The sequence below is a fragment of the Streptomyces sp. PA03-1a genome (assembly GCF_033792805.1).
Taxonomy (GTDB): Bacteria; Actinomycetota; Actinomycetes; order Streptomycetales; family Streptomycetaceae; genus Actinacidiphila.
Genome location: NZ_JARAVO010000004.1, coordinates 20,714 through 46,887, shown reverse-complemented (window position 1 = coordinate 46,887; position 26,174 = coordinate 20,714). Strand labels below are relative to the sequence as shown.

Annotated in this window: 28 protein-coding genes and 2 pseudogenes; 12 read left to right on the top strand and 18 right to left on the bottom strand. The window is 72.2% G+C overall.

Going from position 1 to position 26,174, the window contains the following annotated elements:
* Positions 1–91: 91 nt before the first annotated feature.
* Positions 92–1,390, bottom strand: coding sequence for a GAF domain-containing protein (locus PV341_RS01740; RefSeq protein WP_500329374.1), 1,299 nt, complete (start codon positions 1,388–1,390; stop codon positions 92–94).
* 173 nt (positions 1,391–1,563) lie between these two features.
* On the opposite strand from PV341_RS01740, the gene exaC reads away from it, so the two are divergent.
* A complete protein-coding gene (gene exaC / locus PV341_RS01735) occupies positions 1,564–3,087 on the top strand; it encodes an acetaldehyde dehydrogenase ExaC (protein WP_499509404.1) in 1,524 nt (507 codons plus the stop codon).
* A gap of 47 nt (positions 3,088–3,134) precedes the next feature.
* Here the strand turns inward: exaC and PV341_RS01730 are convergent, their stop codons facing one another.
* From PV341_RS01730 to PV341_RS01705, 6 genes are all read right to left on the bottom strand, one after another.
* A complete protein-coding gene (locus PV341_RS01730) occupies positions 3,135–4,226 on the bottom strand; it encodes a glutamate--cysteine ligase (protein WP_500329375.1) in 1,092 nt (363 codons plus the stop codon).
* Positions 4,227–4,267: 41 nt separating this feature from the next.
* Positions 4,268–4,486: a DUF5133 domain-containing protein gene (locus PV341_RS01725; RefSeq protein WP_500329376.1), complete on the bottom strand. Its 219-nt coding sequence runs from the start codon at positions 4,484–4,486 to the stop codon at positions 4,268–4,270.
* Between the two features lie 98 nt (positions 4,487–4,584).
* Positions 4,585–5,298: an STAS domain-containing protein gene (locus PV341_RS01720; RefSeq protein WP_500329377.1), complete on the bottom strand. Its 714-nt coding sequence runs from the start codon at positions 5,296–5,298 to the stop codon at positions 4,585–4,587.
* Between the two features lie 526 nt (positions 5,299–5,824).
* On the bottom strand, positions 5,825–6,091 hold the full coding sequence (locus PV341_RS01715; protein ID WP_500329378.1) for a DUF4235 domain-containing protein: 267 nt from the start codon (positions 6,089–6,091) through the stop codon (positions 5,825–5,827).
* Positions 6,088–6,504, bottom strand: coding sequence for a DUF3618 domain-containing protein (locus PV341_RS01710; RefSeq protein WP_500329379.1), 417 nt, complete (start codon positions 6,502–6,504; stop codon positions 6,088–6,090). Before PV341_RS01710 ends, PV341_RS01715 begins: the two co-directional genes overlap by 4 nt.
* Positions 6,501–6,911, bottom strand: coding sequence for a phage holin family protein (locus tag PV341_RS01705; RefSeq protein ID WP_500329380.1), 411 nt, complete (start codon positions 6,909–6,911; stop codon positions 6,501–6,503). The genes PV341_RS01710 and PV341_RS01705 overlap by 4 nt, the downstream gene beginning before the upstream one ends.
* A 153-nt stretch (positions 6,912–7,064) precedes the next feature.
* Here PV341_RS01705 and PV341_RS01700 point away from each other — a divergent pair, with 153 nt between their 5' ends.
* The 5 genes and pseudogenes from PV341_RS01700 (at position 7,065) to PV341_RS01680 (ending at position 10,205) form a co-directional block, all read left to right on the top strand.
* Complete coding sequence (locus PV341_RS01700) at positions 7,065–7,436, top strand: hypothetical protein (RefSeq protein WP_500329381.1); 372 nt, start codon at positions 7,065–7,067, stop codon at positions 7,434–7,436.
* 105 nt (positions 7,437–7,541) lie between these two features.
* Positions 7,542–7,952 (top strand): hypothetical protein, encoded by a 411-nt coding sequence (locus PV341_RS01695; protein ID WP_500329382.1) that lies wholly within the window; start codon positions 7,542–7,544, stop codon positions 7,950–7,952.
* A gap of 82 nt (positions 7,953–8,034) precedes the next feature.
* Positions 8,035–8,223, top strand: coding sequence for a hypothetical protein (locus tag PV341_RS01690; RefSeq protein WP_500329383.1), 189 nt, complete (start codon positions 8,035–8,037; stop codon positions 8,221–8,223).
* 181 nt (positions 8,224–8,404) lie between these two features.
* A pseudogene (locus PV341_RS01685) lies at positions 8,405–8,590 on the top strand (hypothetical protein); the annotation flags it as partial.
* 253 nt (positions 8,591–8,843) lie between these two features.
* Positions 8,844–10,205 (top strand): MFS transporter, encoded by a 1,362-nt coding sequence (locus PV341_RS01680; protein ID WP_500329413.1) that lies wholly within the window; start codon positions 8,844–8,846, stop codon positions 10,203–10,205.
* 70 nt (positions 10,206–10,275) lie between these two features.
* Here PV341_RS01680 and PV341_RS01675 read toward each other — a convergent pair whose 3' ends face one another.
* The 4 genes from PV341_RS01675 to PV341_RS01660 form a co-directional block, all read right to left on the bottom strand.
* Positions 10,276–11,487, bottom strand: a complete 1,212-nt coding sequence (locus PV341_RS01675; protein ID WP_500329384.1) for a serine hydrolase domain-containing protein — start codon at positions 11,485–11,487, stop codon at positions 10,276–10,278.
* Between the two features lie 118 nt (positions 11,488–11,605).
* On the bottom strand, positions 11,606–12,190 hold the full coding sequence (locus tag PV341_RS01670; RefSeq protein WP_500329385.1) for a hypothetical protein: 585 nt from the start codon (positions 12,188–12,190) through the stop codon (positions 11,606–11,608).
* Positions 12,191–12,793: 603 nt separating this feature from the next.
* The gene (locus PV341_RS01665; RefSeq protein WP_500329386.1) at positions 12,794–13,372 is read right to left on the bottom strand and encodes a TetR/AcrR family transcriptional regulator; all 579 of its coding nucleotides are present in this window, start codon (positions 13,370–13,372) and stop codon (positions 12,794–12,796) included.
* A 357-nt stretch (positions 13,373–13,729) separates the two neighbouring features.
* Complete coding sequence (locus PV341_RS01660; protein ID WP_500329387.1) at positions 13,730–14,383, bottom strand: class I SAM-dependent methyltransferase; 654 nt, start codon at positions 14,381–14,383, stop codon at positions 13,730–13,732.
* A gap of 292 nt (positions 14,384–14,675) precedes the next feature.
* On the opposite strand from PV341_RS01660, the gene PV341_RS01655 reads away from it, so the two are divergent.
* Positions 14,676–15,386: a hypothetical protein gene (locus tag PV341_RS01655; protein ID WP_500329388.1), complete on the top strand. Its 711-nt coding sequence runs from the start codon at positions 14,676–14,678 to the stop codon at positions 15,384–15,386.
* Positions 15,387–15,686: 300 nt separating this feature from the next.
* On the opposite strand, the gene PV341_RS01650 is transcribed toward PV341_RS01655, so the two are convergent.
* The 3 genes from PV341_RS01650 to PV341_RS01640 all read right to left on the bottom strand — a co-directional run bounded on the left by PV341_RS01650 (position 15,687) and on the right by PV341_RS01640 (position 19,643).
* Complete coding sequence (locus PV341_RS01650; RefSeq protein ID WP_500329389.1) at positions 15,687–15,905, bottom strand: hypothetical protein; 219 nt, start codon at positions 15,903–15,905, stop codon at positions 15,687–15,689.
* Between the two features lie 120 nt (positions 15,906–16,025).
* Complete coding sequence (locus PV341_RS01645; RefSeq protein ID WP_500356455.1) at positions 16,026–16,931, bottom strand: TIGR03619 family F420-dependent LLM class oxidoreductase; 906 nt, start codon at positions 16,929–16,931, stop codon at positions 16,026–16,028.
* A 255-nt stretch (positions 16,932–17,186) separates the two neighbouring features.
* A complete protein-coding gene (locus tag PV341_RS01640; protein WP_500329391.1) occupies positions 17,187–19,643 on the bottom strand; it encodes a SpoIIE family protein phosphatase in 2,457 nt (818 codons plus the stop codon).
* 268 nt (positions 19,644–19,911) lie between these two features.
* Between PV341_RS01640 and PV341_RS01635 the strand changes: the two genes are divergently transcribed.
* From PV341_RS01635 to PV341_RS01625, 3 genes are all read left to right on the top strand, one after another.
* Entirely contained in the window at positions 19,912–20,349 is a 438-nt protein-coding gene (locus PV341_RS01635; RefSeq protein WP_500356453.1) for a helix-turn-helix domain-containing protein, read from the top strand.
* Positions 20,346–20,693 carry an MmyB family transcriptional regulator gene (locus PV341_RS01630; RefSeq protein ID WP_500356451.1) on the top strand — a complete coding sequence of 116 codons (348 nt, stop codon included), beginning with the start codon at positions 20,346–20,348 and terminating at the stop codon, positions 20,691–20,693. The genes PV341_RS01635 and PV341_RS01630 overlap by 4 nt, the downstream gene beginning before the upstream one ends.
* A gap of 103 nt (positions 20,694–20,796) precedes the next feature.
* Positions 20,797–21,600: a GNAT family N-acetyltransferase gene (locus tag PV341_RS01625; RefSeq protein ID WP_500329394.1), complete on the top strand. Its 804-nt coding sequence runs from the start codon at positions 20,797–20,799 to the stop codon at positions 21,598–21,600.
* A 51-nt stretch (positions 21,601–21,651) separates the two neighbouring features.
* Here the strand turns inward: PV341_RS01625 and PV341_RS01620 are convergent, their stop codons facing one another.
* From PV341_RS01620 to PV341_RS01605, 4 genes are all read right to left on the bottom strand, one after another.
* Positions 21,652–23,145 (bottom strand): IMP dehydrogenase, encoded by a 1,494-nt coding sequence (locus PV341_RS01620; protein ID WP_500356449.1) that lies wholly within the window; start codon positions 23,143–23,145, stop codon positions 21,652–21,654.
* Positions 23,146–23,443: 298 nt separating this feature from the next.
* Positions 23,444–23,926: a hypothetical protein gene (locus tag PV341_RS01615; RefSeq protein WP_500329396.1), complete on the bottom strand. Its 483-nt coding sequence runs from the start codon at positions 23,924–23,926 to the stop codon at positions 23,444–23,446.
* 39 nt (positions 23,927–23,965) lie between these two features.
* Positions 23,966–24,526 carry a carboxymuconolactone decarboxylase family protein gene (locus PV341_RS01610; protein WP_500329397.1) on the bottom strand — a complete coding sequence of 187 codons (561 nt, stop codon included), beginning with the start codon at positions 24,524–24,526 and terminating at the stop codon, positions 23,966–23,968.
* Between the two features lie 31 nt (positions 24,527–24,557).
* Positions 24,558–24,932, bottom strand: coding sequence for a nuclear transport factor 2 family protein (locus tag PV341_RS01605; protein ID WP_500356447.1), 375 nt, complete (start codon positions 24,930–24,932; stop codon positions 24,558–24,560).
* A 247-nt stretch (positions 24,933–25,179) separates the two neighbouring features.
* On the opposite strand from PV341_RS01605, the gene PV341_RS01600 reads away from it, so the two are divergent.
* Both PV341_RS01600 and PV341_RS01595 read left to right on the top strand, forming a co-directional pair.
* Positions 25,180–25,887, top strand: a complete 708-nt coding sequence (locus tag PV341_RS01600) for an SDR family NAD(P)-dependent oxidoreductase (protein ID WP_500356445.1) — start codon at positions 25,180–25,182, stop codon at positions 25,885–25,887.
* 42 nt (positions 25,888–25,929) lie between these two features.
* Positions 25,930–26,160: pseudogene (locus PV341_RS01595) on the top strand (winged helix DNA-binding protein); the annotation flags it as partial.
* Positions 26,161–26,174 lie beyond the last annotated feature (14 nt).

Sequence of the window (26,174 nt, the reverse complement as noted above, 5' to 3'; positions counted from 1 at the left end):
GCCGATGCCCTCGGCCGGGTCGGCCAGCCGGGACGCGGCGCTCACGTGCGCGATGTTCGGATCATCCACCCCACCAGTGTGCCCCGGCAGGTCAGTGCCGGGCACGGTCGAGCAGCGCCCGCAGCACTGGACGCCGCGGCGACTCGCGGGGCAGGGCGCGCAGCGTCGCCTGCAGCAGGTCGACGTCGCCGTGGTTGCCGGGCCGGTCCAGCCAGTCGAGCAGCAGCCTGGCGTCGCCCCGGTCACGCAGGGCGCGACGCAGCCCACAGTGGAGTTCCTCGCGCGCGTCGACGATGGCCGGGGCGTCCGAAGCGGGCAGCAGCGCCCCGGGGTAGCGGGCCAGGGCCCGGCGGTGGGCGCCGCGCGCGAGGAGGGCCCGGACCTCGTCCGCGTCCGTGGTGGCCGGCAGCAGCAGCCGGTACGGGCGCGAGCCCAGCACCTGCGGGCCGAGCAGCCGGCGCAGCCGCGACATCTCGGCCCGCATGGTGACCCGGGCCGATTCGTGCTCGTGCAGCCGGACCGCCAGCGCGTCGGCGCCCAGCCCGCGTGGATGCCGGGCCAGCAGGAAGACGATCTCCGAATGGCGAGGGCTCAGTTCGACCGTGCCGTACGGGGAGGTCAGCTGTGCCCGGTCACGGGCCAGCACCTCCAGCCGGGCCGTCGCGGTCCCCGCGGCCGGTGCCGATCCCGGGGCGGCCGGCAGCACGCCGCGCAGCCGCAGCAACCGCAGTTCGGCCTCCGCCGCCGCCACGGTGGCGCGCACCAGGGCCAGGGCGTGCGGCGCCGCGATGTGGTCGCCGCCGGTCAGGTCGATGACGCCGATGACCGCGCCGGTGTCCGGGTCGCGGACCGGGGCCGCCGAGCAGCTCCACGGGTGCACCGGACGGATGAAGTGCTCGCCCGCGTAGATCTGCAGGGGCCGCCCGAGCGCGACCGCGGTGCCGGGTGCGTTGGTGCCGGCCGCGTCCTCGGCCCACTCCGCGCCCTCGACGAAGCCGATCCGTTCGGCCCGCGCGGCCAGCCCCGGGGTCCCCTCGACCCACAGCAACCGGGCGTGCTCGTCGCCGACCGCCACCAACTGGGCGCTGTCCTGCGCCGGTTCGACGAGCAGGCTGCGTACGACGGGCAGCACCGCCGCCATCGGGTGCTGCCGCCGGTAGTCCCGCAGCTCCGCGGCGCCGAGCCCGGGGGAGCGGGGGCCGTCGGCCTCCGGGTCCACGCCGCGGCTGAGCGAGCGCTGCCAGGAGTCGCGGACGACGTCGCGCACCGGGCGCGGGGGGCGACCCGTCGTCAGGAACTCCTCGTGGGCGCGCGCCACGTCCCGCCGCAGGAGGTCCGGATCGGTTCCCGGCGGCCAGGCCGCGTAGGACGCCGCGTACGAGACAGTCATGGCCGTCCCCGGAAGTAGGCACGGACCGGTGCCCGGCGGCACCGGGTGGGGTGCTGCCGAGTGTAGTTCCGCGGTGGCGCTCCGCCGCAACCCTGTTGCAACCTTGCGTGTCCTACGGTCGCGCCGAACGCCGTCCGCAACGGAGCGGGTGGCACGCAATGGGAGGCCGCCCCATGACCCGGTACGCCAACCCCGGCTCCGACGACGCGATCATGAAGTACCAGCCCCGCTACGACCACTGGATCGGCGGCGAGTACGTGCCGCCCGCCCGCGGCGAGTACTTCGAGAACCCGACCCCGGTCACCGGGGAGACCTTCACCGAGGTCGCCCGCGGCACCGCCGAGGACGTCGACCGGGCCCTCGACGCCGCCCACGCGGCCGCGCCGGCGTGGGGCCGTACGTCGGTGACCGAGCGGGCCAACATCCTGAACAAGATCGCGGACCGCATGGAGGCGCACCTGGAGGAACTGGCCGTCGCCGAGAGCTGGGAGAACGGCAAGCCGGTCAGGGAGACCCTCGCCGCGGACATCCCGCTGGCCATCGACCACTTCCGCTACTTCGCGGGTGCCATCCGCGCCCAGGAGGGCAGCCTCGCCGAGATCGACGACGACACCGTCGCCTACCACTTCCACGAGCCCCTGGGCGTCGTCGCGCAGATCATCCCCTGGAACTTCCCGATCCTGATGGCGACGTGGAAGCTCGCCCCGGCCCTCGCCGCGGGCAACGCCGTCGTCATCAAGCCGGCCGAACAGACCCCGGCCTCCATCCACTTCTGGATGAGCCTGATCGCCGACCTGCTGCCGCCCGGCGTGGTCAACATCGTCAACGGCTTCGGCGTCGAGGCCGGCAAGCCGCTCGCCTCCAGCCCGCGCGTGGCCAAGGTCGCCTTCACCGGTGAGACGACCACGGGCCGGCTCATCATGCAGTACGCCTCGCAGAACCTGAGGCCCGTCACCCTGGAGCTGGGCGGCAAGAGTCCCAACATCTTCTTCGACGACGTCTCCAGCGCGGACGACGACTTCTACGACAAGGCGCTCGAGGGCTTCACGATGTTCGCCCTCAACCAGGGAGAGGTCTGCACCTGCCCGTCCCGCGCGCTGATCCAGGGCGGCCACTACAACGCCTTCCTCGAGGCGGCCGTCACCCGCACCGAGAAGATCGTCCAGGGCCACCCGCTGGACATCTCCACCATGATCGGTGCCCAGGCCTCCAACGACCAGCTGGAGAAGATCCTCTCCTACTTCGACATCGGCCAGCAGGAAGGAGCCAAGGTCCTCACCGGCGGCGAACGCGCCGACCTGGGCGGCGAACTGGCCGGCGGCTACTACGTCCGGCCGACCATCCTCGAGGGCGACAACCGCATGCGCGTCTTCCAGGAGGAGATCTTCGGCCCCGTCGTCGCCGTCACCTCCTTCGGCGACTTCGACGACGCCATCGCCACCGCCAACGACACCCTCTACGGCCTCGGCGCCGGCGTGTGGACCCGCGACGGCAGCACCGCCTACCGCGCCGGCCGCGCGATCCAGGCGGGCCGCGTCTGGACCAACTGCTACCACGCCTACCCGGCGCACGCCGCCTTCGGCGGCTACAAGCAGTCGGGCATCGGCCGCGAGACGCACAAGATGATGCTCGACCACTACCAGCAGACCAAGAACCTGCTGGTCAGCTACTCCCCGAAGAAGCTCGGCTTCTTCTAGGACGCCGCGTGAGGGGTGCCTGGCCCGGCCGGGGCCGGGCACCCCTGTCAGGTGTGGGTGAGGCGGACGCAGGCCGCGGCGACTTCGCGGAGGTCGCCGGTGCGGCGCAGCAGGTCGCGTTGGACGCGGGCGCCGTTGCCGGTCTTGAGGAGCCCGGCGAGGGCGTCCTGCGCGGGGACCAGGTCGCCGTTGTCCTCCAGGGCGTCGCGTACGAGGTCGAACAGCGCGCGGACCACGGCCTCGGCCGGGGCGGGCTCCATGGTCACCGGGTGGACCAGGCGGCCGTCGATGCCCTCGCGGGCCGCCCTCCAGGTCGCCAGCCGCAGCAGGGCCACGCCGTGCGCTGACGGCGGCTCACCGGCCCGCCACGCGCGGGCCGCGGTCTCCACCAGCGCCCGCACCAACGTCGCCAGCAACGCGGTCGCGGACGCGTCCAGGCACACGTCCGCGACGCGGACCTCGACGGTCGGGTAAGCGTGCGACAGCCGGGCGTCGAAGTACACCATGCCCTCATCGCGGAGGGCGCCGGTGGCGATCATGGCCCGCACCTGCTCGTGGTAGGCGGCGGCGGAACCGAACGGTTCCACCGGCCCTGCCGACGGCCACCTGCCCCACACCCGGCTGCGGTAGCTCGCGTAGCCGCTGTCCCGGCCCTGCCAGAACGGCGAGTTCCCGCTGAGCGCCAGCAGCACCGGCAGCCAGCAGCGGATCCGGTCCAGGACCGCGACGCCCTCCTCGTCGGACTCCACCGACACATGGACGTGGCAGCCACAGGTCAGCGTCTCCTGCGCGGTCAGCCCGTACCGCTCCCGCAGCCACCCGTACCGCTCCCCGGTGCTCAGCTGCGGGCTCACCGGCAACGGCGACGTCGCCAGCGCCGCGACCGCGCCACCGGACTCCTCGGCGTGCCGTGCGGCCTCCGCCCGCCACCGCACGATCTCCGCCGCCAGGTCCTGCATCCGCGACTGCGGCCGGGTGGCGAACTCCACCTGCTGACGCTGCAGTTCCGCCTCGAACACCTGGCCGCCCGCCGTGCCGTCACGACCGGCCGACGCCAGCACCGCCGTCGACAACGCCCGCGGCTCCCCGGACTCCGCGTCCAGCAGCAGGAGTTCCTCCTCCACACCGACCGTGCGCAACGCTTCTCCTTCCCGGCAGCCGCGGGGGACGCGGACGCGCCTCAGGCAAGCACCGAATCGTCCTCCGGCCGGGCCCCCGGCAGCCGCAGCCGCGCCGCGATCAGCGCCGTGGCGACGTCCCGCGTGCCGGTCGCCACGCACAGCGTGTACGAGACGTCCGCCATCCGGCGGCGCACCTCGGGGTCCCCAGCGTCGAGCATCCTCAGCGTCTCGTAACGGTCGACCAGGTCGTTCAGCACGGCGGGGTGGGCCAGCAGCACATCGTCCTCCTGCGGGGTGGTTCATGGGATCAAGCCGCGTACCTGGCTGCCGCCTACCCCGGCTTCGGCCGGGCACGCAGGAGGAGCGCGGTGCGGGATCAGCGGCGGGTCCGCTCCGGCAGGGCGGTGACGATGATCTCGCGGGTCGCCGTGCTGTCCTCGACCGTGCGGAACCCGGCGAGGGCCAGCGCGTCCAGCACCGCCCTGTGGAGCGGGCGGCGGTGCGCCCCGGCCGGATGCCGCGCCGTCACATCGGTGCCGAGGAGGGTGCCCCAGCGCACGACCACGCCCCGCGGCCCCGCCTCCACGACGGGACGGTCCTCGCCGCCCGCGTGCCGTGCGAGCGGCAGGCCCGCGTCCAGCAGGGCCAGGCACACCGCCGTGTACAGGCGCCGGACGTCCGCGCCGAGCCGGTGGGCCGACGGGCGGGACGGGGTGAGCGCGCCGCGGTTGCCGGTGAGGTCGAGCAGCCGCAGGACGGTGTCGCTCGCGGCGGTCACGGTCAGCGTCCGGTGCGCGGCCATGGCGCGGTTGCGCAGCTCCAGCAGGGCGTTCAGTCCCGCCCCGTCGCAGTCGGTGACGTCGCGCAGGTCCAGGTCGAGGCCGTCCCCCGCCTCCAGGGCGGCGAACAGGGCGCGGCGCACTTCCGGCGCGGTCGCGGCGTCGAGCTCGCCGATCAGGACGGCCTCGGTGCGCGCGGCGCCGTGGGGACCGAGCAGCATGGTCAGGCGCGTATGGGACTCATGCTGCCCGGCGAGTTCGGGTCCCGCGGGGACGGAGTGCACCCGCAGATCGGGAAACCGGTCCGACATGCCGTACCTCCTGCACTTTCGCTGCTCGCCGGTGCGTGCACCATCTCGGCGTGGAGTGATCGGAAAACGTGAACGACACCCGGAGGCCCGCATGAACATTTCCGGGCAAAAGGGTGACATCGGCATGATATGTGCTGGAGGGCGGGTTGGCGCCCGGTGTGCCGGGCGCGTCCGTCCGCGCGTCGCGGCGGGGCCGCCCGCACGCCCGGTCGGCGGTCGTACGCGGGCCGTACGGGGGCGGGGCTCAGGGATCAGAGCGGGCGGCAGCGCGGCGCTGCCCGTCACGGCGGGCGTCGTGCCACCTGTCGGTGGGAGGCCGGCCCCGCCACAGAGCCGGCCCTCCGGGAGTCCGGTTCCAAGAAGCCACACGGATCGGGACGCCCACCACGCTATGTGCCACCACTGACAACCGGCGCGTGCGGCGACGTCCTCCTCATGGGCGGTGGCAGCCAACGACGGGAGGGGCCGAGGGGAGTTCCCGGTAGGGCGCCCGGCTCAGCGGGAGACCGCCGGCGCGACGTGAACCTCAGCCGGGCCAGACACCGGTGAGACGCCGGGTGGCGGTCGCGCCCGCGCGGTCGACCGCCGCCTTGACGAAGGCGAAGATCGCGCCCTGGAGCGCCGCCGCGGTGAGCACCTCGGCCCAGGAGCGGTCCTCGTCGGTGGCGTCGGGCGCGTCCTGTTCGTGGCCGAGGGTCTTCCAGGCCTGCTTGAACAGCGCGCCGGCGATCAGCCCGGAGACCGCGCCCAGGGTCAGTCCCACGGGCTTGTAGACGATTTTCGACGCCTTCACCCGCGCCTCCTCCTGGCGCGGCGCACCAACAGCAACACCCCCATCGCCGCGCCGGCGCCCAGCAGGGGCGCGCGATGGGACCGCGCGGCGCGTGTGGTCCGGCCGGCACGTGCTCGTACCGCCGGGGCCTTCGTGCGGGCCAGCCGCCCGGCGCGCACAGCCTGGAGCCGCATCCGCCGGGCCGCCTCGACGGCCTTGTCCCGGGCCGGCTCCGGGGTCTTCTCCCGGACCAGCTCGCCTATCCGGGACGCCGCCTCGTGCGCCTTGGCGCCCGCCTGGCCGGCCCGGCCCGCCAGCCGGCCCTTGACATCGGTCTTCGCCGACAGCGCCGCGACGGTGCGGCCCAGTTCCTCGCGCGTCGCCTCGACGCGCTCACGCAGTTCGTCGGTCGTCGGTGACTTGTCGCTCGTCATCGGTGTGCCCTTTCCTTGAGTTCCGCGATGTCGGCCTTGACGCTGTCGATGGTGGCCTCAGGCGCGGGCGGGGCCGCCCGGCCGAACTGCCTACGGCCCGCCGCGGCAAGTACCGCCGCGACCAGGGCCAGGACCCCCGCGACGACCAGCGCCGCCGCCCACACCGGCAGCGCGAGCGCCAGGGCCGCGACGGCGGCGGAGCCGAGCCCCTGCAGCGCCAGGACCGCGAAGAGGCCCGCCCCGCCGAAGAGTCCGCCGCCCAGGCCGAAGCGCCGGCCCTTCCGGGTCATCTCCGCCTGGGCCAGCCGCATCTCCTCGCGTACCAATCGCGACAGTTGCCCCGACGCGCGGGACACCAGTTCGCCCACCCGTTCGTCACCGCCGCCGCGGTGCTCGGTCGCGCTCACGGGCCGTCACCTGCCTCCGTCTGTTCCGCGGTCCGTCTTCCGTTCGCCCCCTCACCACGCGCCTTCCCGCTCCGCACCGGCTCACGCGCGATCACCCTCCTGACGTGACATCAGACCCTGCCGGACGATGATGCGTTCGGCAGGATGGGGACCATGAAGACAACCTCCACGCCGCAGCCGGGTTCGTCCTGCCGGGGCTCCGCCCTGTCCCTGTGGTCCAAGGACTCGGTACTCTCAATCGGTTCGGTGGGCTCCGTGCTCTCCATCGGTTCCGTCGGCTCGGTGCTGTCCGTCGGCTCGGTCGGCAGCGCCCTGTCCGCGGGGTCCATCGGTTCGGCCCTGTCGCTGCTGTCGACCGGTTCGTGGCTGAGCGTGGGCTCACTGCTGTCCGCCGGGTCGCGCTGGTCGGTCCTGTCCTGGCGCTCCTCGCACGGTTTCCGCTCCGCTGGCACGGCAGCCGCCGTGGCCGGAGCGGCCGCGCTCGTGCTGCTGGCCCGTTCGGCGGGGGACCCGCCAGCGGAGTGATCACAGGCCCGCCTGGCGTGCCGCGCCAGGGCCCGGGCGGGGTCCGGGGGTTTGGATGGGGGCGGCCGCCGACCGGTGGCCGTCGCATCCGACCTGGAGGCCGTCGTGCGTGTCCGCCCTGTCGCTGTGTCCGTCCTGTCCACGGCGATGCTCGTGGCCGCGGCGCCCTCCGTACGGGCCGCGGACGGCTGGACGCCGCACCGCGACGGCGGCCGCAGCGTACGGCTCGCCGTGTACGACTCCGGGCGCGTCGGCCACGCCCTGATCACCGTCCACCGGGTCGGGCGCGGCTGGGAGGTCGACGCCCTCGTCACCAAGGAGGTCGACGACCCGGGCTGCATCTACCTCGCCACCGACGACGGTGAGGACGGCGGCCAGGGCCGGGAGATCGGCGCCCAGTGCGGCTCCGCCGACACCACCACCCGCATGATCAGCCACACGGAGTTCCGCCGGCTGGTCCTCGGCTGGGTCGACGGTGACGGCGTCCCCGTCAGCCGGCGCAGCGTCAGGCTCTGACGGCGTGCGCGGTGTCCCCCGGTGTCCGCGACCTCGCCGGAACCGCTGGCCCGCGACCGTAGCGATGGGGTACGACTGCACGATGGACTGCGAGCGTTGCCTGGAACCCGTGATCGAGGGCCCCGAGGGCGGCTACGTGTGCGGCCTGTGCCTGTTCACGGTGGAACCCCCCGGGTACAACAAGCGCCGCGAGGAGGGGCTGCGGGCCGTCGCGGCCGAACGCCGCCGCCGTACTTCGGAACGTCGCGCCCGCAAGGGGCTGCCGGTCTGAAAGGTGCCCATCCGGCACTCCGCGGACCTGCTGCCCGACCCGGAGGCCATGGCCTGGCCGGCGCGCCACGCCCTCCCGCCGAACGGCCTCGACGCGGGCGCGCCCTCGGGATCGGGCGCCGCGCCCCGCGCTGCCGGCGCCGGGCCGTACGGCGCCGGCTCGCCGACCGCCGACTGCATGTCTCCGCACGCAGCAGATCTTCGGCAACGTCTCGCGCTACCTGCTGCCCGCTTTCCCGCTGTTCGTGCCGCCCGCGCCGGCCCTCGCCCGCACCCGGCCCGCCGCGCGGGCCACGCTGCTGGGGTTCGCCGCGCTGGCCTCCGGCTCGTACGCCGGATACGTGCTCTTCGAGCCGGGCGTTCCGTAGCCCGCGGCCATGGTGGTGATCCAGCCCTCGCCCGAGCCCGGCGGCGACCACCACGTACGCGAGCACGACCGCGTCGACGGGCCCCCGGGCAGCCGGGCGGCCCGGCATCCGTGACCCGGATTCTCGGCGGGACGTTAGATCTGGGCGCCGGACCTTGTCCGGGCGAGGCGCGGAACCCCGTGCTCTGGGCACCTCGCCCCGTCCCCCATCAGGGCCTTTCCCTCTGGAGCCGCCGATGTCGCCGACTTCCGCCATGCCCGCGTCCCCGTCCGCCGAGCAGCGCGGCAAGCGCCGCCTCGCCCTCGTGGGAGGGTCGCTGGGCAATCTCGTCGAGTGGTACGACTGGTTCGTCTACGCCAGCTTCGCCCTCTACTTCGCCGACTCCTTCTTCCCCGGTGACAACCCGACCACCCAGCTGATGAACACCGCCGGCATCTTCGCGGTCGGCTTCCTCATGCGTCCCGTCGGGGGCTGGGTACTGGGGCGCGCCGCCGACCGGCACGGCCGCAAGAGCGCGCTGACCCTCACCGTCACCATGATGTCCGTCGCCGCCCTGCTGATCGCGATCGCCCCGACGTACGGTCAGGCCGGCTACGCCGGCGCACTCGTGCTGCTGCTCGCCCGGCTGCTGCAGGGCATGAGCATCGGCGGCGAGTACGCGGCCAGCGCGACCTACCTCACCGAGGCGTCGGCCCGCAATCGGCGCGGGCTCGGCTCGTCCTTCCAGTACGTGTCGATGACGGCGGGACAGCTCCTGGGCCTGGCGATCCTGATCACGCTCCAGCACGTGCTGACCACGGACCAGTTGTACGACTGGGGCTGGCGCGTGCCCTTCCTGCTGGGCGCGGTCTTCGCCCTCGTCGTCTTCTGGATCCGGCGCAGGCTCCAGGAGACCGACGCCTTCGCCGAGGAGGCCGGCACCCAGGACGACGCCCGCGGCTCGCTCCGGCTGCTGTGGCAGCACCGGCGTCAGGCGCTGCTGGTCATGGCGCTCACCCTGGGCGGCACCGTCGCGTACTACACCTACACCACCTACCTCACCAAGTACCTCATCGGCAGCGCCGGCATGGCCAAGAACACCGCGACGCTGGTCAGTTTCACCGCGCTCTTCGTCTTCGCGCTGCTCCAGCCCCTGGCCGGTGCGCTGTCGGACCGGATCGGCCGCCGGCCGCTGCTGATCACCTTCGCCGTGGGATGCACCTTCGGCACCTACCCGATCATGACGGCGCTCGGCTCGGCCTCCTCGTACTGGCCCGCGCTCGGCCTCTCGCTGCTCGCGCTGGTGATCGTCACGGGCTACACCTCGATCAACGCCGCCGTGAAGGCCGAACTGTTCCCCACCCGGGTACGGGCGCTGGGCGTGGCGCTGCCGTACGCGATCGCCAACGCCCTGTTCGGCGGCACCGCGGAGTACGTGGCGCTGTGGTTCAAGGACGCCGGTCACGAGTCGGCCTTCTTCTGGTACGTCTCGGCGTGTGCGCTGGTCTCCCTCGTCACCTACGTCCTCATGCCCGACACCAGGAACGCCGCGCTCAGCCGTGCCGAGGAGGCGGCCGGCGACCCGGCGCCGCGGGCCGCGCGGTCGCCGGCCGAGGGTGTGGTGCCGCAGGCGTAGTACCGCCCCCACCGAGGTGTGCGGCTCCCGATCCCGGACACGGCGCCGGGATCGGGAGCGCGGCGGTCGGTCAGCGGCGGACGACCTGCGGGGCTATGTCCTCGGTGAACGTCCCGCCCTCGGAGGACTTGGCGGTGAGGGCCTTGGCGGGGGTGGTGCCGCAGAAGGCGGCTTCCAGCGTGCCGCCGAGGATGGTGTTGACGGTTCCGTTGTTGGAGGTGTTGGCCATGGACGTCATGCTGCGCTTGCCGTCGGCGGTGGTGAACGCGTAGGTGTAGAAGCCCTGGACGGTGCCGGTGTGGCCGTACACGGTGACGCCGCAGGACAGCTTCCTGGCGCGCAGGCCCAGCCCGTAGGACTGGGTGCCGTCGGCGTTGACCGGGACCATGGTCATCATCTGCTGCAGTTGGGCGGCGGGCACGAGCGTGCCGGAGACCAGCGCGGAGAAGAACCGGTTGAGGTCGTTGGCGTTGGAGATGACCGCGCCGGCGGACTGCGCCCAGGAGACGGTCTGTTCGGTGGAGTCCACCAGCGGCAGCGTGGTGTCGTCGGGGCGCAGGTAACCGTGGGCGTAGGAGCCGGAGATGGTGGTCTGCGGGTGGACGTAGGTGGTGTTCTTCAGGTTCAGGGGCTCGAAGATGCGCTGCTGGTACTGGGTGGCCATGGGCACGCCGGTGACGTGCTCGATGAGTTGCCCCAGGACGACGAAGTTGGTGTTGGAGTAGCTGTAGGCCGCGCCGGGCTCGTTGGTCGGCTGGTGGGCCGTCGACAGGTCGATCAGTTCCTGGTAGGTGAACACCTTGTTCCGTACCGATTCGAAGCCCGGGACGGTGAAGTAGAACATGTCGTTGGTGTAGTCCCACAGGCCGCTGCGGTGGCTGAGCAGATGCCGCACGGTGATCCGGTCGTCCGGCAGCGGCTGGGCCAGGTAGGTGTTCGCCGGTGCGTCCAGGTCGATACGCCCCTCGGCGACCAGTTGCATCAGCACCACCGTGGTGAAGGACTTGCTGACGCTGCCCACCCGGAACCGGCGGTCGGCGTCCATCGCGGTGTGGGCGACGGTGTCCGCCTGGCCGGAGGAGATGCGGTAGCTCGTGCTGCCGGAGTCGATACGGGTCAGCGCCCCCGGGGCGCCGTTGGCCATCGCCTGCTTCTGCACGGCCAGGACGGCGCTGACGGAAGGGGCGGGCAGGGATGAGGTGGCGGCGCCGGCGGGGGAGGCGGCCAGGACGGCCGTCGCGGTGCAGCCTGCGAGCACGATGCCCGCGTTCTTGATGCGCATGGTGGACTTTCTGGTCGGGGAACAGGTGACCGGTGGGGGGCGTCGCCTTATGCGGCGACTGCGGGCCCGGGAACGCGGGGACCCGGATCGTGCCGGGTCCCCCGCCGGTGGCCAGGCGTCAGCCGACGGCCAGGGTGGCGAGGGGGCGGTGGCCCGCGTCGAAGACGGTGACACTGCGTATGAAGGGGCTCCCCTGCTGCGGGAAGGACGAAGGGAGCGGGCTGGTGGCGTACCAGGCGCCCCAGCGGGGGTGTCCGGGCAGCCGGACGACGCTGCCGGTGACCGTGCCGAGGCCGGTGACGACCCTGACGGTGGCCGCGTCGGCGGCGTCGTCCGGGGTGACGTACACCCCGGACAGGAAGTACCGGTCGCCCACCGTCTCGGCTTGCAGGCTCACGCTGGGCCGAGTGGGATCGATGTTGCCGTCGACCACGCTGCGGAACTGGTCCGGCTGGTCGGGCGTGGACCAGTGCTTGCCCTCCTCGGTGAGCCACAGGACCACCCCGGGAGCCGCGTTGACGCGCTCACCGGGCGACACGACCCGCGCCCACCCGCCCCTCGTGGCGGGGGCGCCGGCGGCCGCGGTGGCCTGTGACGTTCCCGTGGGCGCCGTGGACGCCGTGGACGGCGCCACCGCGTAGGCCACTGCCGGCACCCCTGCCAGAAGGGCCGCCGTCATCGTGGCCGCCGCTAACTTCTTCATCCGGGTCATGGATGAGACTCCTTGCAGACTGTCAAACGAACGCACCGGGGGCTCACATGCCCCCTCCACCTCTCAGACCACGGTTCGGCGAAGATCGGTTGACAGAACGCGCAGACTTTCCGGGTCGGTGGTGGTGCGCCACCTGCCGCGTCGGAACCGCCACTGCATGGATAGGGGGAGATCCACGGATGCACGCGCTACCGGTCGAGGACGCCGACCGCATGGCCCACGCATCCGGCACGGCCCTCGCCGCCAGCGCGGCCACACGTGAGCAGGGTCGGCCGGGCCCTGGATGCCCTGCGGTTCGTGCACGAGGCGGAGTTCGACCTGCTCGACCTCGAACCGCCGGACCCGGACCGGCTGAAGCTGCGGCGAATGGCCCCCGGTCATCGGCCTGGTCGTCGCGGGTGTGGGGATCGCGTTGGCACCCGAGGGCCGGCACTTCCCGTCGAGTTCATGCTCCGCGGCCGCGCTCCCGTTGCGGCGCCGCGTCGACTCGTCTCTCCCGGGGCACACGCGGCCGGCCAGGCCGCCCGTCGCTTCCTCGAACACGTCCGCGGCAGCCTCCGTACCCCGGACGGTCGTTGGGGCGTCCCGCGGCGGTCAGCAGCAGAGTGCCCGCAGCACCATGTCCGCGTAGCGGTGCCAGACCGACGGTTCGCGTTCCTCGAGCCGCACCAGCTGCAGGGCCGCGCCGCACAGGAGCACCCGCAGATCCAGCGGCGTGGTGTCCTCGCGCAGCGTCCCCGCCGCACGCGCGGTCTCCATGGCCTCGGTCAGCGACTCCAGGACCGACACGGCGGCCGGGGACGCTCCGTCCGCCAGGCGCTCGGCGAGCAGACGGTCGTGGGCCAGGACGTCGAAGAGTGCGCACACATGGCGGCGGAAGACCTCGCCGGGGCCGGGCTCGTCCCGGGCCGCTGCGGTGCGCCGTTCGAGCTCCTCCAGGCTCAGCCGGGTGATCGTCTCCAGCAGGTCCTCCTTGGTGGGGAAGCTCCGGTAGACGGTCGCCTTGCCGACCTGGGCCCGCGCCGCGATCTGGGGGACGGTGGCCAGGGTGCCCCGTTCGCGGAAGACGTCGACCGCGGCGGCGACCACGCGTTCGTGGTTGCGGCGGGCGTCCGCCCGCCGCGGTGACGTGGACGTCTGCCGTTCCGGGTCGGGCGGGTGCGCAGGGCTCATGGGACGGCTGGCCTGTCTGGGTTCGATGAGGGGCTCGGCCCCCTGGGTCCGGTGGCCATGGTATCGGACCCGGGAGTCCGTTTCCTTGCGGTGAGTGTGTGCGTACGCAAGTACTGGGTGCCTCCATGGCGCGCGCCGACCTCCGCCGGCGGATGCGGGTGGTGCCGGTTCGCAGGCCCCGGTGGGGAACGACCGTGCAGGCAAGCCGCGCCGCTCGGCCTCGTGGGGCCGGTTCGCTGATGACGTCGATCCGGAAGCCGGCCGCGGTGAACGCGTCGGTGATCGCGTGCAGCGGTCGTCCCGGAAGGCCATCAGGTGCTTGGCGCCGCCGAGTTCCCTCATCCCGGACGAGCCCCGTCAGGGCGTTTCGGGCTTGCGGGCCAGGAGGCAGGCGTGCGGTCGGTTCACACGTCCGCCGGGCTGCTGTTCCAGTTTCGCGGTGACGACGAGTCCGGCCTGCTCCAGCAGGTCGACCATGCGGTCCAGGGGCAGGAGGTACGACTTGTAGGACACCGGACGGCCATAGCGGTGGGTCGGCTGCAGTCGCTCATCGCCGACGTAGTCTCCCCAGAGCAGGCAGCCGCCGGGCGCGAGCGTGCGGTGGAACTCGGCGAACACATCCGGCAGCCACTGCGGGGGCGTGTGATGGGTGGAGTACCAGGCCAGGATGCCGCCGAGCTCGTCGTCCCCCATCTCCAGCGCGGTCATCGAGCCCTCGGTGAACCGCAGGTCCGGGTAGGCGTGCCGGGCCAGCCCGACCATCTTCGGCGACAGATCGACGCCGAAGGCGGACACCCCCAGCCCGGCCAGGTGCGCCGTCACGCGCCCGGGGCCGCACCCCAGGTCCGCGACCGGCCCCAGACCGGCCGTCCGCACCAGTTCGGCAAATCCCGCCAGCATCGCGCGTGACAGCGGGTCCATGGCGTCTGGAGGCGGGACGCGTTCGACGTAATCGGCGGCGACCGTGTCGTACGACTCGCGGACGGAGGTCAGGAAGGAGGGCTCGGCCATGCGGGCGACCCTAGGCCAGGCAACTGACAGACCATGGCACGACCTTCAGCTCGTCTGGGCGACATCCGCCGCGGTCGCCACCCAGCCGTCGCACCACGCCGCTGATCGTTCGCGGTCACGGCACCGTCGCCGGTGCGCCCACGTCGGCACCGCCATCCCGGACGGCTCCCGGTGCCGGACCGGGTCGCCCTGGCGGGCGTCGATACGCCCCAGGCGATCGCCGAAGGCGAGTCCCCACCGTGAACTCCCGCGGCCCCGACTGTCCTGGCAGCCCACCCGCTACCTTCCTCACATGGAACGGGCCATCATCCTGGGCAGCCTCGCCGCGGGCGGAACCGACACCGCCCCGCAGCGACTCGCCGAACTTGCCGCCGAACTCGACATACCGGCCGCCGACCTTCTCGTTGTCGCAGGCCGGCCGGTGCCGACGGAACTCCTGCCCCCGGAGCGCGACGCCAGGGTCATGAGGCAGTTCGCATACCGCGTCAGTCACTGCGACCACTCCCAGCTCGCCGCGCTGGAGGCATGCGTCCGCTCACTGCCCCGCGTCACCGCTCCAGGACCCTTCGTTCAGCCGGCGTGGCCGGGCCGCCGTCCCGCCGAGACCGGGTTCGCCGCCGTGTTCGGCGCGCTGATCCGCAATCGCGGCTTCGGCATCCGTGAACTGCCGTTCATGGGACTGTCCCTCAGCACGCTGTACCGGATGGTGTCGCGCTGGGACCCGAGTCCGCACCGCCGGCAGCAGCTATCGGCCGTAGCGGGTCCGCTGGGCTGGACCCTGCCCGATCTCTTCGCGGTCGCCGATGAGCCGTACTCGGAGGAACTCCGCCCGCTGCTGCACTGCCACCACCTCGGGCGGGTCTTCGCGGCGGCCGTCCCCTTGACCACCGCCCAGCTGATCAAGACCGCGGAGGAGGCGGATCGACTGAGCGTGCGTGAGGACCGCGGCGCATGGCAGCCCGTCTCGCAAGGCTTCGCCGAGGAGTGCCCGGACTTCCCCTGACGGCAAGGGCCGCCTCGGTGCCTTCTGGCATGAGCGCTCGCTCGGACGCCTCCGTCGAGAGGCCCACCGCGGCCGCGACGCGGTCCCGCGAGACCGGTCCGGCCGTGACCGGCATCCTGTACACGCTGTCTTCGACGCAGAGGGCGTCATCTGTCCCGGGCAGGTGAATCCCTTCCGGGGAGCGCCGTGCATCGGGGTCTGACAACGTTGTCTAACCGAAGTGCCATGCGTGCGTTCGCAATCAAAGGGAAGGTGGGCGGCCGACAGGTCCAACCCTGTCGGCCGGGGGGTGTGGGGGATTCAGACCATGGGGCGGACCCTGCCGCTGCGGGACGCCGCTGTGGCGACCGCCGTCATGCAGGGGGTGCAGTACTCGTCGCGGTAGTCGTCGTCGGGTGCCGGAACGGGCCTGCCGGCGAGCGCACGGCCGCACAGGGTGCTTCCGTCAAGCCGGAGTACGTGCCACAACTGGGCGGATCCGGTTTCCGTCGCTATGGGTTCGGCGCGCATGTCGTACATCGGCGACCTCCCACTCGAACGCGTATGCGGTCACGCTCATGAGACGCCGCCCGCCCCGAAGCCGCGACCGAGAGGCCGCCGAACGGGTGAATCGCGCAGGGTGACGGGACGAGCGTGGGATCAGCCGCGCCGGACCAGCGCCAGCAGATCCGTGACGAGTTCGAGCGAGGCGTCGACGTGGGGGAGGGACATGGACTCCACCATGAAGTGCTGGATGCCCGTCCGGTCGGCGAGCGACTTGATGGCGTCGGCGACCCGGGTCAGCGGGGTCCCCTCCACGACGTTGACCCGCATGACCGTGTCCAGCAGCGAAGGGTCGCGTCCCGCCGCACCGGCGAACTCGTTGATCAGGGCGCGCTGCGCCAGCACCGTGTCGGCGTCCACGAAGACGGGCACGACGCACGCCGGCAGCCAGCCGTCCGCACGTTCACCGATGCGCTTGAGCGCGGCGGGGGCCCCGCTCGGCGCACCGAGGTAGAAGGGAGGGCGGGGCTTCTGCGCGGGCTTCAACGGCGCGTACTGCAGCGGAAGCTCCAGGTGGCGGCCGTGGTACTCCACCGGGTCCCGGGTCCAGAGCAGCTCGAGTGCGTCCAGCATCTCGTCGGTACGGGCGCCGCGCTTGGTGAAGTCCACGTTCGCCGCCGTGAATTCCTCGGGCGACCAGCCGACGCCGAAGCCGGGGATGAGCCGCCCGCCGCTGATCCGGTCGATCGTGGTCAGACTGCGGGCGAGCTGTGCGGGTGCGTAGACCGGCGCGATGAGGACGTTGGTGCCCAACTGCACCTGCTCGGTCGCGGCCGCCGCGACACCGAGCAGAACGAAGGGGTCGGCCGCGGTCCGGTACTCCACCGGGATCGTGGTGCCGGGGCCGGTGGCCCCGATCGTGGGGTTCACGGCGGCGAAGTGCCGGTCGCCCGCCCACAGGCTTGCCGCACCGGCCTTCTCCGCCTCCCGGGCGAACTCGGCCGCCCGGTCGACCTGGTGGGCCACGTTGTGCAGGTACGGAAGCGCAAACCCGATCTTCATGGAAACCCTTCGTTCGCCTCGGGGGCATGCCGGACACGGCCGTTGCCCACGTCAGGAGCCCGCGACGAAGCCGTAGGCCGTGCCCAGCCTGCTGTCCCGCCGTCCGGGGGTGAAGGCACTGGTGTTCCTGGGAGTGCCGGGACCACCCGGCACCTTCATGACGAGGCGACTGGTCCCCCCGCTCCCAGGACCGCCGGGGCACTGCCACCGGGGGCCGGGGGCGTGCACAGTGGGGTTCCCCCAGGGAAGCGGTGTTCAGGCGGCCGGAACGGGCTCCAGGGTCTGCTCGGCCCAGATGGTCTTGCCGACCAGCGCGTACCGGGTGCCCCAGCGATGGGAGCACTGCGCCACCAGGAAGAGCCCGCGTCCGCCCTCGTCGGTGGTGGCCGCCCGGCGGATGTGGGGCGACGTGCTCGCCGCGTCGCTGACCTCGCAGATGAGCGTCCGGTCGAGGATCAGGCGCAGCCGGATCGGGTCGTGCCCGTGCCGGATGGCGTTGGTGATGAGTTCGCTGACGATGAGTTCGGTGGCGAAGGCCAGGTGTTCCAGCCCCCACAGGTCGAGCTGCCGCAGCACCAGCGAGCGCATGTCGCCGACGGCCGCGGGGACGGGGGGCACGGTCCACGTGGCCAGCTTCCCCGGGTCGAGGGGGCGGGTCCGGGCCAGCAGCAGGGCCAGGCCGTCCTCCATCGTGAGCTGGGCGGCGACCAGGTCGGAGATGGCACGGCACGTCTCCTCGATCGGGCGGGCCCGGTCGGCGACGACGGTGCTGAGGCGGGCGGCGAGCGTCTCGGACGTGTCCGTGGCGCGCTGGAGGCTGTGGCTGGAGAACACCAGGGTGCTGCCTTCGGCGAGTTCCAGATCCAGCGGCTCGAACACCGGGTCCCCCTGGCCGAGGGGGTTGTTGACCGGCACATCGGGGATCACCACGTCCCCGCTCCGGCCGACGACGGCCGGCGGGGGATGTCCGGCACTGGCCATCACGCACCGCCGCGAGACGGGGTCGTAGACGGCGTACAGGCAGGTCGAGCCCTTGAGCGCCTCCACCACGGGCGCGGACCCGGTGGCGTGTTCGCGCTCCAGGAGCCGCGGCACCATGTCGTCGATCTGGCCGAGCAACTCGTCCGGTGTGAGGTCCACTTGGGCCAGCGTGCGGATCGCGGAGCAGATGTGCCCCATGCACGCGGCCGCCTGGAACCCCGTGCCCGGCACCGCGCCCACGACCAGGGCGACCCTGGCACCGGACAGCGGGATCACGTCGAACCAGTCGCCGCTCACGCCTGCGTGCACCCGCGACGGCCGGTAGTGCTGCGCCACCTCGACCGCGCTCTGGTCCGGGACGCTGCGCGGCAGCATGCTCGCGTGGAGGGTGAGGGCGGCGGTGTGCTCGTTGGTGTAGCGGCGGGCGTTGTCCAGGCAGACGGCGGCGCGCGCGACGATGTCCTGGGCGAGGACGAGGTCGTCGGGTTCGAAGGGTTCCGTGCCGCGCCCCCGGTACAGGTGCACCAGGCCCAGGGTCGCGTCCCGCGCGCGCAGCGGTGCGAGGATCAAGGAGTCGATCCCGTACCTGAGCATCGCCTTGACCCGCTGGTCGGCGGTGTCCCGCAGCCAGGGGGCGCCGGGGTCGACGACGGGGATCAGCCGCGGCCGGCCGTCGGCGAGGCTCTGCACGTGCGGCGAGTCGGGGGGATAGTCCTGCAGCTCCCCGGGTTTCCGGAGCCCGCTGATGACGTCCGGGTCGACGGCCGTGCGGGCGAGGGAACGCAGCGCGACGGGCCCGGAGCCCATCGGCTCCGGTTCCGCACCCTCCATGACGTCGTCGAGGAGGTCGATCGTCGCCACGTCGGCGAGCCTCGGAACGAGCACGTCCACGAGTTCCTCCGCCGTGCGCCGCACGTCCAGCGTCGTGCCGATGCGCATCGCGGCCTCGTCGAGGAGCGCCAGACGCTCCCGGGTCCTGTGGCGGTCCGTGATGTCGATGATCAGATCGGTGACCCCGAGGACGTCGCCGTCCGGTGCCGTCAGGACGACGGAGGAGACGTGCCAGACGTGGTCCCGGTGCGGGTCGGCGGAGGTGCGCCCTTGGTGGACGGCGTTGACGACCGGCCGGCCGCTCTCCAGGACCCCCTTGAGCCTGCGCTCGATCGCCGCGGCGTCGAGTCCGGGGAGGACCTCGCTGACGGGCCGGCCCAGGGCCTTCTCCGCGGGGAACCCGTGGATGCGTTCCAGGGCGGCGTTGACCCGAACGAAGCGCAGGTTCCGGTCGTACACGGCGATGCCGATGGGCGCCTGGGTGAAGAGGGCCTCCAGGATCGCCTCGCCCTCCGCGAGGGCCGAAGAGATTGCCGGGACCGCGACGACCGCGGTGCCCCCGCCGTCGCGCCCTCCCGGCTCGAGCAAGGGCGACATGTGGAGGACGACGTCGGGGGGGCCGCCGTCACGGCGGCGCGTGAGCACGGCGCGACGGCCCGATGAGGACGGCCGCCCGGGTGCTCCGGCGGCAGGCCCCGGGGGCCCGGCGAACGCCTCCGGCCACAACTCGGCTGCCGGGCGTCCGACGACGTCCGCGGCGCGGCAGCCGAAGAGCCGTTCTGCGGCGGCGCTCCACGCGGAGACGAGGCCGTCGTCATCGAGGACGAATCCGGCGACGTCCTCGTCGCCGGACGATCCTGAGGGGCGGCGTCCGTATGGAGCCTCGGAGGGATTGCCCATTCTCATGTCCTGTCACGCAAGGTGACGATCCCGGCTGTCCCGGGACGCCCCGGGCGCCCGCGAGACGCCTGCCGCTCACGGCCGCACCACAACTCAGGCTACCGAGACCCACCGACACACGCCCGACCTGCTGCGGACGTCAACCTGCTACGGACGGTGACGGCACCGCTGCCCCGGGGTGAACGCCTCGTGCGGGCCGTTCGGCCCGTCATGCCTGGTACCAAGGGGGCCAGGCACGTGCGCGCCGAACGGGGTTACGGTCCTCGGTATGGACGCTTCGAATGCGATGGGTGAGTTCCTGCGGGGGCGCAGGCGCCTGGTCCGGCCGGAGGACGTCGGCATCGGCACCCAAGGGACGCGTCGGGTCGAGGGTCTGCGACGGGAAGAGGTCGCGATGCTCGCCGGGATCAGCACGGACTACTACCTCCGGCTGGAACAGGGACGCGACCGCAATCCGTCACCACAGGTGCTCGACGCGGTAGCCCGGGCGCTGACCCTGGACCAGGACGCGGCCGACCACCTGATCGGCCTGACGCAGGCTCAGGGAGACCGCACGTCCGCCCGGAGACGGTCCCGCGGCCGGGCACCGCGACCGGAACAGGTGCCACAGAGCATCCGCGAACTGATCGACGGATGGAGCGGCAACCCCGCCTGGGTGCAGAACAGGTTCTTCGACGTGAACGGCGCAGGGACTGGGAGTCGATGACACACGAGGGTGCGGCCATCCTGCGGGCCCTGGCGAGGCCGGACGTCGACGACCCCCGGCTGACCGAGCTGGTCTGTGACCTGTCGCTGCGGAGCGACCGTTTCCGTGACCTGTGGGCCCGCCACGACGTGACGCCGCACACGGGCCGGGTCTCCCGCCTGAGGCACCCGCAGGCCGGCGACCTGGAACTGCGGTCGAACAAGCTGACCATCGCCGGGAGCGGCGGGCTCATCCTCGGGGTGTTCCATCCCGAGCCGGGCAGCCGCAGCGCGGAACTCCTGCAGATGTCGGCAGTCTCAGCGCCTCCGCCCGCCCCTCGGCGGGGGAGAACCGGGACCGGCTGACCGCGCCGGAGCGGTGAGCGAAGGACTCCGGTCCCCGGTCCCACGACGTCCGACAAAACGGGGTGCTCCGGCACACGGCACCCTGACGGTGAAAGCAACGAGGATGACAGACAGACGAATTCCGGCGGAGACGCCCGTGCCCGGGGACGGTGTGGACCTCACCCGGGTGACCGCCAACTTCCGCCAGTACCTGCTCGGATGGGGCGAGGCGGAACGCGGCGAGGGGGACCTCGACTACTACCGCAGCGGACTCGCGACCCCCCAGTTCAACGGCGTGGTCCGGACCCATTCCCCGGACGAGGCCGGGCGGGCGGCCGCCACGGTCCGGACCCGGCTCGCCGACGTCCCCTGGTGGTGGTGGGTGGGCCCCGACAGCCCCGACCCCGAGGGAACGGCGGCCGCGCTCGCCCGCCACGGACTCGCCGAAATCGGCTCCGTCCCGGTGATGGTCCGGTCGCTCGACCGGCTCGTCGAAGCCGGGGAGCGACCGGACGGCCTGCGGATCGAGACGGTCGAGGAGCCCGCCCGCCTCACGGAGTTCGTCCGCACCTACAGCGCCTCCATGGGCGTCCCGCCGGGCCTCGAGGCCGACATGGTGCGCATCGAGGCGCAGCGCCCCGACAACGCGGACATCGTGCGGATCGCCGCGGTGCTCGGCGGTCGTATCGTCGGCACGACCGTGGTGATCACGGCCCACGGCCACGCGGGGATCTTCCTCGTCCACGTCGCCGGGACCCACCGCCGTCGTGGAATCGGCGGCGCCCTCACGGCCGCGGCCCTCCGCGTGGGGCGCGACCGCGGGATGCATTCCGCCGCCCTCATGGCCAGCCCGGCCGGTGAGCCCCTCTACCGGCGCCTCGGCTTCACGACGGTGTCCGCGTACCGGCTCTTCACCCTGCCCGCGTGAGAGCGGCCCGTGCCCCGGCCCTGGTGAGGGCCGGGGCACGGGCCGGTCGGATCACTCTCCGGAGTGGACGGCGGGCCGGCGCAACTGCACCTCGGCGCCGGTCTGCTTGAAGGACTCCGCGGACACCGGGACGAGCACCGCGTCGCGGTGGAAGTCCCGCAGGTTCGTCGACCCGCAGCTGATCATCGTCGAGGTGAGCTTGGCCCGGGTCCGTTCCACGTTGTCGTACAGGCTGCCGGCGTAGGGCACGTAGCCGTCGACGCCCTCTTCGAAGACCATCTGGCCGCGGTGGCCGTAGCGGGCCGCGTTCTGCGCGCGCCGCGAGCCCTCACCCCAGTACTCCTTGTACCACTGGCCGCCGATCTGCAGCTTCGGCGACGGGCTCTCGTCGAGCCGGGCGAAGTAGCGGCCGAGCATGATGAAGTCCGCCCCCATCGCCAGCGCCATCGCCATGTGCGAGTCGTTGAGCAGGCCCCCGTCGCAGCACAGCGGCACGTACACCCCGGTCTCCTGGGCATAGGCGTCGCGCGCCTCGACCACGTCGAGCAGTGCGGAGGCCTGCCCGCGGCCGATGCCCTTCTGCGCGCGGGTGGTGCAGATGGCCCCGCCGCCGATCCCGACCTTCACGAATGCCGCGCCCGCATCGGCCAGGTAACGGAAGGCCCGGCCGTCGACGACGTTCCCCGCACCGACGAAAACGTCGTCACCGTACGTCTCCCGCGCGAATTCGAGGGTCCTCGCCTGGTACACGGAATAGCCGTCGGAGGAGTCCAGGCACAGCACATCCGCGCCGGCTTCCAGCAGGGCGGGAATACGGTCCTTGAAGTCACGGGAATTGATGCCGGCGCCCACCCGCAGACGCTTCTCGCCGTCCACGCTCGCGCGGTGGTACGTCTTGTGGGCCTGGTAGTCCCTCTTGAGCACCAAGGAGACGACCCGGCCGTCCTCGAGCAGCGGCAGCACGTCCAGGTGGTGATGCCAGATCAGCTCGTTCGCCTCGGACAGCGAAACCGAGGCCGGCGCGGTGACCAGATCGTCACGGCCCCGCATCCGGTTGCCGGCGGCCTCGGAGGTTCCGTGACGTTCCAGGTGGAAGTCGTCGAGGCTGATGATCCCCTGGAACTCGCCGTCCGGTTCCCCGTTCTCCGTCACCACGGCCACGCCCTGCTCGGTGTCGGCCAACTGCCGTGCCACCTCGCCGAGAGGCGTCTGCGACGCCACGGTGACGTCGCTGGTCCGGAAGCCGGCCTTGTGCCGCTTCACCGTCCGCACGTCCGCGGCCTGGTCCTCGACCTGCTGGTTCTGGTGGATGAACGACAACCCGCCGACCTGCGCCAGCGCCACCGCCAGCGTCGGTGACGACACCGCCTGCATGATGGCGCTCACCATGGGGGTGGCGACCCGGATCCCCGGCTCCTCGCCGACCCGGTGACGCACCAGGGGCGCCCCGAGGTCCACGTTGTCCGGCGTGCAGTCTTCCGTGGTCAGGCCCGGAATGAGGAGGTACTCACTCAGGGTGCGGGAAATCTCGGGGAGGATTTTCACGTCGTCTCCAAAAAGGGCCTGCGCACCGGTCGACGACCGATGGGCGAGGCTCGCGCCGGCAGTGCGGATCGACGCCGGCCGGTAGCGCACGGTCGGAAGAATGCGCTCTGGAGATCCTGGGAGCGGGCGCACCCGGCGGGTCGGTGCACACACGCGCGGCCGAATTGACAGCGAAGGCACGACAGGCCGGAATCCGCATGGTGTTGCACAGGCGCTGACTTCCATGACGCCATGCGTGATCGTACCGCACCCGGCCTTTCCCGAGGTCAGATCGAAACGTTGGGGCGGCGTGCGAGGATCATTGCGCGACCGTTCCGACACTGCTCACCCATACGGGTAGAGGCGCCGCCTCCCCCTCGCGCGACGGTGGTTCGGACCGGTCGCCCACGACGTCAAGGTCCGGCCAGGCGACCAGGCCGGGTTCCGGGTCGTTGAGGAAGTCCTTGACGATGGATTCGAGGTCGCCGGAGGGCGCGTAGGCACCGCCGAACGGCAGCTCGTCCGCGGCCACCGACCCCGTGGAGCAGCGGAGTTGCCCGGCCTGTTCGTCGTGCCACACGTAGAACGTGGCCGCCCCGGCGAAACCCGTGGCGTGGACGCGTCGCCGGATGCCTTCGGCGGTCCGCTCGAAGGCGTCGACCACCTCGGCCACCGAGACCGACCGCCGGTCGTCCACCTCCGCGGACAGGCACCAGGTGTTGGTCTCCCACTCGACCCGGCGGTCGGCCGGCTCCAGCAGGAGCGGCTCGTCGGCCATCTCGGCGATCGATGTCAGCAGCACGCCGCAAGTATCCCCGGGCGTGCACGGGGAATCGACGTCTCAGGCGCTGTCGGCGTCCGTCGGGGCATCCAGGACCTCGTCGCCGTAGACCTTGGTCACCTCGACGTCCAGAACGGTGGCGATCCGGCCGAACGACCAGTAGTAGCCCGCCACTTGAAGGACCTCGACCAACTCGCGCTCACTGAGGAAGGACCGCGCCAGGTCGAACACCTCGTCGCTGACGCGGGGCTGCCGCACGACTTCGGCGGTGAGGCGGAGCAGGGCGCGGTCGGGGAGGGGGATGGCGGGGTTGTCCAGGTCCCGGGCCCGGATGAGCCGGCGGGTCGGCTCGTCGACTCCTGCGGCCTGCGCCATGGGTTCGTGCTGGGCCGCGACGAAGGCGCAGTCGGTGTACTCGGCGACCGTGAGGATCACGAGTTCGCGTGAACGGGCCGGGAGGCGCAGGGAGGTGAACTGGGCCCGGGCGAGCTCCACGAACGGTTTCACGGTGCCGGCCGAGTGGGACATCATCTTGACCATGGGGTCCGGCGGCAGCGCCGTCAGGTACTGACGGACGTCGTCGGGGAAGGACGCCGGGTCGGGGTCGGTCAGGCGGGGCATGGTGTGCTCCTGGGGTGCGTGGTCGGGGGCGTCAGCGGGCTTCGGCGGGGAGGTCGAAGCCGGTCTCGCTCAGGTGCGAGAAGCGGCCGTCCTCGGCGTGGGTGCCGAAGATCGCGATCTCGCGGTGCTGGGTGGAGCCGTCGGCCAGGGTGAGGTGGAAGACGTGCCGTTCGGCGTACGTCGTGCCGTCGCCGACCTCGTCGATGACGGTCACCGTGCCGCCGGTGATCCGGGGGCGGATGCCGGCGACCATGGCCGCGAACTCCTCGCGGGTCAGGACGTCGCCGTCGCTGCGGTGGGTGTAGTCGGGCGCGTAGTACCGGTCGAGGACCTCGTCCAGTGCGACGCCGGGCTCGGGCTCGAAGACCAGTGCCCGGAGGGCTTCGCTGATGCGGGCGCGTGTCATCCCAGGTGCTCCTTCGGGGGAGGGGCTATGTGGACCCTTGGGTCCGGATGCATCCGACCGTACCGGACTCGAGGGTCCGGTACGGCGTCCGGTGGCCTGTGGACCTCGTCACAGCCCGCGGACCGCGGCGCAAGCGGCGAGCAACCCGGTACCGCGAGTCCCAGGAAAACGAGACGACTCCCTGCCCGCCCCGCCCCGCCGCAATCTGGAGGCGTCGGAGAACGAACACCGAGACGGGAGCGACACCATGACGACGACACTGATCACCGGAGCCAACAAGGGGCTGGGGTACGAGACGGCGCGGCGCCTGATCGGGGAGGGCCACACCGTCTGGATCGGCGCCCGCGACGCCGAGCGGGGCCGACTGGCCGCCGAGCGGCTGGGGGCGTCCTTCGTCCGGCTCGACGTGACGGACGACGAGTCGGTCGCCGCCGCCGCGCGGACGATCGAGGCCGGCGGCAGCCTGGACGTGCTGATCAACAACGCCGGCATCGAGGTGCGCCGGCCGGACAACAGCGTCGTGCCCACCGTGGAGACCACCGCCGACGCGATGAGGACGACCTTCGACACCAACGTCTTCGGCGTCGTGCGGGTCCTCCACGCGTTCGTGCCGCTGCTCCGGAAGTCTCCAGCCCCGGTCGTGGTCAACGTCAGCAGCGGCCTGGCCTCGCTGCACCACGTCACGGACCCCGACCAGCCCGCCCACATGTTCCCGGGCCTGGACTACCCGGCGTCGAAGCTGGCCGTGAACATGATCACCGTCCAGTACGCGAAGGCGCTGCCGGACTTCCGGATCAACTCGGTGGAGCCGGGCTTCACCAAGACCGACCTGAACGGCAACACCGGGTTCCAGTCGGTCGAGGAGGGCGCCGAGGTCATCGTCCGCATGGCGCTCGTCGGCTCCGACGGCCCGACCGGCGGCTACTTCGACCGCAGCGGCGCGCTGCCCTGGTGACGGGAGGCTGTAGGCGGTATACCCGCGGGTCAAGCTGGCGCCATGACGGCGGATGCTCCCCTGGACGCAGACGAAGAGCGCTTCTGGCGTGCCCTGCAGCGCGTGATGACCGCGTTGCCGAAGGCTCTGGATGACGACCTTCTGAAGCCGACCGGGCTGACGCTGTCCGAGTACTCGGTGCTGATGTTCCTGTCGGAGGCCAGGGACGGCGAACTGCGGATGATCGACCTGGCCGAGCTCACCCGCCTGTCGGCCAGCCGTATCTCACGGGTCGTCGACTCCCCCAA